The 7,033-nt window shown below is 64.7% G+C and carries 5 protein-coding genes; 2 read left to right on the top strand and 3 right to left on the bottom strand.

Features of this window, described 5'->3' with window-relative positions; all coding sequences use genetic code 11:
• Window positions 1-150 precede the first annotated feature (150 nt).
• Window positions 151-2,001, top strand: coding sequence for a PHB depolymerase family esterase (locus VFZ66_21370; GenBank protein HEX6291750.1), 1,851 nt, complete (start codon window positions 151-153; stop codon window positions 1,999-2,001).
• A gap of 126 nt (window positions 2,002-2,127) precedes the next feature.
• Window positions 2,128-2,880 carry an aldolase/citrate lyase family protein gene (locus VFZ66_21365; GenBank protein ID HEX6291749.1) on the top strand — a complete coding sequence of 251 codons (753 nt, stop codon included), beginning with the start codon at window positions 2,128-2,130 and terminating at the stop codon, window positions 2,878-2,880.
• A 94-nt stretch (window positions 2,881-2,974) separates the two neighbouring features.
• Here VFZ66_21365 and rlmB read toward each other — a convergent pair whose 3' ends face one another.
• From rlmB to dnaK, 3 genes are all read right to left on the bottom strand, one after another.
• The gene (gene rlmB / locus VFZ66_21360) at window positions 2,975-3,856 is read right to left on the bottom strand and encodes a 23S rRNA (guanosine(2251)-2'-O)-methyltransferase RlmB (protein ID HEX6291748.1); all 882 of its coding nucleotides are present in this window, start codon (window positions 3,854-3,856) and stop codon (window positions 2,975-2,977) included.
• Window positions 3,856-4,986 (bottom strand): molecular chaperone DnaJ, encoded by a 1,131-nt coding sequence (gene dnaJ / locus VFZ66_21355; GenBank protein ID HEX6291747.1) that lies wholly within the window; start codon window positions 4,984-4,986, stop codon window positions 3,856-3,858. Before dnaJ ends, rlmB begins: the two co-directional genes overlap by 1 nt.
• A 178-nt stretch (window positions 4,987-5,164) precedes the next feature.
• The gene (gene dnaK, locus VFZ66_21350; GenBank protein HEX6291746.1) at window positions 5,165-7,033 is read right to left on the bottom strand and encodes a molecular chaperone DnaK; all 1,869 of its coding nucleotides are present in this window, start codon (window positions 7,031-7,033) and stop codon (window positions 5,165-5,167) included.

The raw sequence follows: 7,033 nt of genomic DNA, 5'->3' as shown, positions 1-7,033 counted from the left end.
CTTTCAACCTAAAAGCATCCGCGTTTTTACCGATATGTAACTTTCTTGTAACCGTTATATGGGTTAAGTAGAGCACGATCGGCAGGCGATACAACACTCCCCAGCACATCACGTACATCGACAGTACATGCAGCCTCAAGGAGGAGATCTATGCGTCGGTCAATCTGGGGTCCTTTGCTCGCGCTCGCGCTCGTCCTCGTCTCGATCTCGCACCCGAACACCACCCGCGCCGGAAGCTGGGTGACGGGCAGTGTTTCAACCTCGTACGGCTCGCGCAACTACAAGCTGTGGGTGCCAGCGGGCTACACCGGCAGCAGCGCCGTGCCGCTGGTGATGATGCTGCATGGCTGCACGCAGAGTCCAGACGACTTTGCCGCCGGAACCGGCATGAACACGATCGCCGAGTCCGCCAATTTCTTGGTCGTCTATCCTGAGCAGCCATCCAGCGCCGATCAGAATAAGTGCTGGAAATGGTTCGAGACGGCGCATCAGTCGCGCGGCAGCGGCGAGCCTGCGATCCTGGCGGGCATCGTCAATAAAATCCGCTCCTCGTACAATGTGGACGGCACGCGGATCTATACGGCGGGCCTTTCCGCCGGTGGCGCGATGGCCGTGGTGATGGGCGCGACCTATCCCGATCTGTTCTCGGCGATCGGTGTGGCCTCAGGGCTGGAGTATAAGTCGGCGACGAATATGGTGGATGCCTGGACCGCGATGCGCCAGGGCGGTCCCGATCCGAATCAGCAGGGCTACGCCGCCTACCAGGCGATGGGCAGCGCCAAGCGCCGCGTCCGGGCGATCGTCTTCCACGGCACGAGCGACTACACGGTCTATCCCGTCAACGGCGATCAAGTCGCCGCGCAGTGGGCACAGACCAATGATTATATCGACGACGGCAGCGACAATAACTCGGTGGATGCGACCGCCGATAACGTTACGCGCGGCACTGTCTCGAACGGCTACACCTACACCAAGTCGGTGTATAACGACGCGAGCGGCAGGCCCTTGCTGGAGAAGTGGATCGTCGATACGATGGGCCACGCCTGGTCGGGCGGCTCGACCGCTGGCTCGTACACCGATCCCAAGGGTCCCAGGGCCAGCCAGGAGATCTGGCGCTTCTTCAGCGCAGGCCCAGGCGACGGCAACCCACCGCCGCCCACCGATCCGGGCGATACCACGCCGCCGATCCTCTCGATCACCCCGGCGGGCGGCACCTTCGACGCGCAGGTCACGGTGCGGATGTCGCTCAACGAGACTGGCTCGATCTACTACACCACCGACGGCTCCGATCCGCGCACCAGCCCGACGCGCGGCAGCTTCACCAGTAACGGCACGCTGACCTTTGCGAACACCACGACGCTCAAAGCCTACGGCGAGGATCTTGCCAGGAACGCATCCGCCGTTCAGTCGTACACGTACACCGTGAATCATCCTGAGACAACTGTTACCTTCATCTCGTCGGGGGCGGAGGACGGCTACGCGGCGGCGAATACGGCTACCAGCACCACAGGCGGCTATGCCGTGGCGGCAAATGTGTATGTCGGCGATAATGCTGACGCGCCGTTCCGGGGCGTGCTCTCGTTCAACACCGCGTCGATCCCCGATGGCGCGACGATTCTCGGCGCTGAGCTTCGGCTCTACTATACGCAGGCGGCGGTAGGTAATCCCTGGATCGGGATGGGCTATCTGGTCGGGGATCTCAGGCAGGGCTGCCTTGGGACCGCCTGCTCGCTCGCGGCCAGCGACTTCGAGGCGAGCGTGTCGGTGAGCCAGGCGGTCACGTTCGCGGCACCGAGCGGCACCGCCGGAGCTGGAGCGCTCGTCTCCGGCAGCCTCACGTCGGGCACGCTGCCGTACATCAACAAGACCGGACCAACACAGGTCAAGCTGCGCTTCCAGAATAACAGCAACCGCAACGGCTACAGCGACTATCTGCTTCTTGCCGGTGGGGAATATTTCACCAGCTCGTACCGGCCCGTGCTGATTGTGAAGTACAAGTAGCAGCGACTATCACGGCGACGCGGTGGGTCATCTTCCAACGTCGGCTCGCGTTCTGGCTATAATGGTCGTACAACCCGGTCGATCACAGGATGTCAGTTGATTGACATAACCGAGAAAGATCTGAAGATGACCCACTCATTTCGCGCTCGTCTGCTAGGCGGCGAGCGGCTGGTCGGAACGATGATCACGCTTACGTCGCCCTCGGTCGCCGAGCTCATGGCGGCGGTCGGCTTCGACTGGCTCTTTATCGACGCCGAGCACAGCGTTTTCGATGCGCGCGAGCTTCAGGCAACGCTCCAGGGCGCGGGTGCGGCAACACCGTGTCTCGTGCGTCTGCCGGTGGCGGCGGAGGTGCCGATCAAGAAGGCGCTCGATGTCGGGGCGGCGGGGATTATCGCGCCGCAGGTCAACTCCGCCGCACAGGCCGAGCAGGTGGTGCGCTGGGCGAAGTACGCGCCCTTCGGCACGCGCGGCGTCGGCATCGGGCGCGCGCACGGCTACGGGCTGAGCCTGGGGGCGTATATCGCCACGGCCAACGAGCGCACGGCGGTGATCGTGCAGGCCGAGCACATTGACGCGGTCGAGCAGATCGATGCGATCGTGCGCGTCGAGGGCATCGACGCGGTGCTGGTCGGGCCGTACGATCTGTCGGCGAGCATCGGGCGGCTTGGACAGGTCGATCATCCTGAGGTGACACAGGCGATCGATCGCGTGACCGAAGCCTGCCTCGGCGCAGGCGTGCGACTGGGCATCTTTGGCGTGTCAGCCGACGCCGTGCAGCCCTCCATCGATCGGGGCTACACGCTGATCGTCGCGGGAGTCGATACGCTGCTGCTGGGCCAGGCCGCGAAAGGGCTATTGGATCAGCTCAAGACTTGAGCAGGCCGCTAGATCGGGGCGGACCGATGATGTATGAATCGTTATGGCGGATACGTTTGTCGGGGCGTGATTCATTACGCCCCGACGATCCCGATTAATTCGCTGCGCGTCGTCGCCATAGCGCGTAGAGCGCGATCGATCCTGCGGTCGCCGCGTTCAGCGACGCGACGTGTCCGGCCATCGGCAGCCGGATCAAGAAATCGCAGTGCTCGCGGACCAGCCGCGCCAGGCCCGGACCTTCGGCTCCGACCACCAGCGCCAGCGGCAGATCGGCGCGCTGGCTGTCGTAGGGCACCGCGCGCGGATCGTCCTCAAGACCGGCTACCCACACGCCCTGCTCCTTCAGCTCCTCGATCGTCTGGACCAGATTCGTCGCCTGGGCGATCAGCAGATGCTCGACCGCTCCCGCCGAGGCGTTGACCACCGACGGAGTGATGCCCGCTGCCCGTCGTTCGGGCAAGACCACGCCGTGCGCCCCGACGACATCGGCGGTACGCAGCAGCGTGCCTACGTTCTGCGGATCTTGCACATGGTCCAGCAGCAACAGCAGCGGTAGCTCGTCGCGCTCCTTCGCTCGCGCCAGCATCTCGTCGATCTGCGCGTAGCGGTACGGCCCCGCCTCAAGCGCCACCCCCTGATGATTTGCGCCCTCGGTCAGCCCGTCCAGATCGCGCCGGTCGATCTGCTCGACCGGAATTTTGGCGCTCTGGGCCAGCGCCAGCAGCTCGGTGATCGGGCCACCCTCACGCACGCCCTCGGCCACGAGCAGCCGCCGCAGCGTCCTGCGCTGCGCGCGCAGCGCCTCGCGCACGGCGTTGCGTCCGTAGACATACTCGTGGTGCGGCGCGCGCGGCGGTCGATCGTCCGAGCGCTGGTAGCCGCGCGGCGCTTCCCGGCGTTGTTGCGGGCGTTGTTGCGGGCGCTCTTGTAGCTGCCGCCCAGCGCCGCGTCCACGTTGAGCGTTTTTATGTCTCATCACATGCCAAACGCATCTTTGAGCTTGGAGAAGAAGCCGCCCTCGCGCTTATCGATCGGCTCAGCGCCCCACTCGACGGCCAGCTCCTCCAGCAGCTCGCGCTGCCGCTCGCTCAGCTTGCTGGGCACGACGATGCGCGTCACAATCACCTGATCGCCGCGTCCCTGGCCGCGCAGTGAGGGAGCGCCCTTGCCGCGCAGCCGGAAGATCGTCTCGTGCTGCGTACCGGGCGGGATCTCCAGCGTCTCCTCGCCGCCGACGGTCGGGACTTTAACCTCGGTGCCGAGCGCCGCCTGGGCCACGTTGAGCGGCAGCTCCAGAATGATGTCGTTGCCGTTGCGCTGGAAGAGCGCATGCTCGCGGACGGAGATCGCCACCAGCAGATCGCCCGGCAGCCCGCCGCGCAGCCCTGCCTCGCCCTCGCCGCGCAGCCTCAGTTGCAGGCCGTTGTCGACGCCCGGCGGCACTGTCACTTTCACCGTGCGCGTGCTGCGCGTGCGGCCCTCGCCTTTGCAGGTGTGGCAGGGGATCGCGATCGTTTTGCCGGTGCCGCCGCACTGATCGCACGTCACGACCGTCAGCATGTTGAAGATCGGCGCGCGGGTACGAATCTCGCCCTGGCCGTTACACTTGGTGCAGCGCACCAGATCGGTGCCCGGCTCCGCGCCGTTGCCTTTGCAGGTGGTACACGCCTCGGAGCGCTGGAACGAGATCTCTTTCTCGGTGCCGAAGATCGCCTCCTCGAAGTCGATGTGCAGATGATAGCGCAGATCCGCGCCGCGCAGCGCGGTCGGACCGGCCGCGCCTGGACGCGCGCCCTGGTTGATGAAGGCGTCGAAGATCGTCGAGAAAATATCGCCCGTGCCGAAGCCGCCGAACGGATCGTAACCGCCCGCGCCGCCGACCGCCTGATGTCCGAAGCGATCGTACATAGAGCGCTTATCGCTGTCCGACAGCACCTCGTAGGCTTCGTTGATCTCTTTGAATTTAGTCTCGGCGTCCGGCTCCTTGTTGAGATCGGGGTGGTACTGCCGCGCGAGTTTGCGATACGCCTTTTTGATCTCGTCCGCGCTGGCGCTCCGCGCAACGCCGAGCACTTCATAATAATCACGTTTCGATGAGGTTGCCATCTTGGCTGCTCCCGGTTTGACCGTTTTCGGCTCGATTGTGGGCGCGCCCTTGCGTCCGCGCCTGCGCGCCCGTTTGCGATTCCAACATGTGGTTACAAGGTTAAATCAAACGAAGACGATTTATATGATGATTTCAAGGGGGCGTATGGCAATACGCCCCCACAACCTTTTCCAAGACCTATGCGTTGACCTGATCTTCGGCGACGCCCGTCTCAGGCGTATCCTCGCCCGATGCGGCCTGTCCGTCGCCCTGCTCGGCATCCGGGATCTGATCGATCGCCGCCGCCAGCTCGCCGATGCGCGTCCGAATGGTGCTGATCTCGTCGCCGTCCACCGCGCGACGCAGCCCCGCCATATGAAACTCGATCTCGTCGCGCAGCGCGGGATCGATGTGCTCGCCGCGCTCGCGCAGCCGCCGCTCGGCGCTGTAGATGATGCCGTCGGCCTGATTCTGCACGGCGATCCGCTCGCGTCGCTCCTCGTCCTCGGAGCGATGCTGCTCCGCCTGCTTGATCATCTCGGTGATCTCGTCGTCGTTGAGGCCCGACGACGGGCGGATCGTGATCCGCTGCTCGCGACCGGTGCCTTTGTCGATCGCCGAGACGTTGAGCAGGCCATCGGCGTCGATGTCGAACGTGACCTCAATCTGCGGCACGGCGCGCGGCGCGGGCGGAATGCCTGTCAGCTCGAAGGTGCCCAGCAGCTTGTTGTCGGTCGCCAGCGGACGCTCGCCCTGGTAGACTTTGATCTCGACCGCTGTCTGGTTGTCGGTCGCGGTCGAGAAGATCTGCGAGCGCTTGGTCGGGATCGTCGTGTTGCGATCGATCAGCGGAGCCATCACGCCGCCGCGCGTGGCGATACCCAGCGTCAGCGGCGTCACGTCGAGCAGCAGCACGTCCTTGACCTCGCCGCTCAGCACCGCGCCCTGGATCGCCGCGCCGATCGCCACCACCTCATCGGGGTTCACGCCCTTGTGCGGCTCCCTGCCGAAGAACTTTTTGACGGCGTTCTGCACCGCTGGCATGCGCGTCTGGCCGCCAACCAGGATGATCTGCTGGATGTCGCTGGCGCGCAGCCCGGCATCTTTGAGCGCTTGGCGCACCGGCTCAAGCGTGCGCTCGACCAGATCGGCGGTGAGCTGCTCCAGTTTGGCGCGGGTCAGCGTCACCTGGAGATGCTTCGGGCCGTTGGCGTCCGCCGAGATAAACGGCAGATTAATCTCGGTCTGCATCACGGTCGATAGCTCTTGCTTGGCCTTCTCCGACGCCTCCTTGAGCCGCTGCAACGCCACGCGATCGGTGCGCAGGTCGACGCCCTCGGTGGCGCGAAATTCCTCGACCAGCCACTCGATGACGCGCTGATCGAAGTCGTCGCCGCCCAGATGCGTATCGCCGTTGGTCGCTTTGACCTCGAAGACGCCGTCGCCAAGCTCAAGGATCGAAATATCGAAGGTGCCGCCGCCCAGGTCGTACACCGCGATCGTCTCGTTGGTGCTGCCCTCGCCGAAGCCATAGGCCAGCGCCGAGGCGGTCGGCTCGTTGATGATGCGCTCGACCTCCAGCCCGGCGATCTTGCCCGCGTCCTTGGTCGCCTGCCGCTGCGACTCGTTGAAGTAGGCCGGGACAGTGATCACGGCGTGAGTCACGGGCGCGCCCAGGTAGGCTTCGGCGTCGGCCTTGAGCTTCTGCAAGATCATCGCCGAGATCTCCTGCGGCGCGTACTCCCGACCGCCCATCATCACGCGGGCGTCGCCGTTGGGAGCCGAGGTGAGCTTATACGGTACCAGTACCTTATCGCGCTGCACGCTCTCGTCGTCGAGCTTGCGGCCCATGAAGCGCTTGACCGAGAAGATCGTGTTTTCGGGGTTGGTGATCGACTGACGCTTGGCGATCTGCCCGACGGTGCGCTCGCCGCTTTTGCTGACGGCCACGACCGACGGCGTGGTGCGCATGCCCTCGGCGCTGGAGATCACCACCGGATCGCCGCCCTCGACGACCGCGACCACCGAGTTGGTTGTGCCAAGGTCAATCCCGATTGTTTTAGCCAT

This window comes from Herpetosiphonaceae bacterium, from assembly GCA_036374795.1.
In the GTDB taxonomy this organism is placed as follows: Bacteria; Chloroflexota; Chloroflexia; order Chloroflexales; family Kallotenuaceae; genus LB3-1.
Note: the sequence above shows the minus strand (reverse complement) of the source record. Positions and strands in the feature narration are given on the sequence as shown.

Excerpts from the sequence above, each read along its gene's own strand:
- VFZ66_21365 (HEX6291749.1), top strand. The coding sequence starts at position 2,128 with ATGACCCACTCATTTCGCGCTCGTCTGCTAGGCGGCGAGCGGCTGGTC.
- rlmB (HEX6291748.1), bottom strand. The coding sequence starts at position 3,856 with ATGAGACATAAAAACGCTCAACGTGGACGCGGCGCTGGGCGGCAGCTA.
- VFZ66_21370 (HEX6291750.1), top strand. The coding sequence starts at position 151 with ATGCGTCGGTCAATCTGGGGTCCTTTGCTCGCGCTCGCGCTCGTCCTC.
- dnaJ (HEX6291747.1), bottom strand. The coding sequence starts at position 4,986 with ATGGCAACCTCATCGAAACGTGATTATTATGAAGTGCTCGGCGTTGCG.
- dnaK (HEX6291746.1), bottom strand. The coding sequence starts at position 7,033 with ATGGCTAAAACAATCGGGATTGACCTTGGCACAACCAACTCGGTGGTC.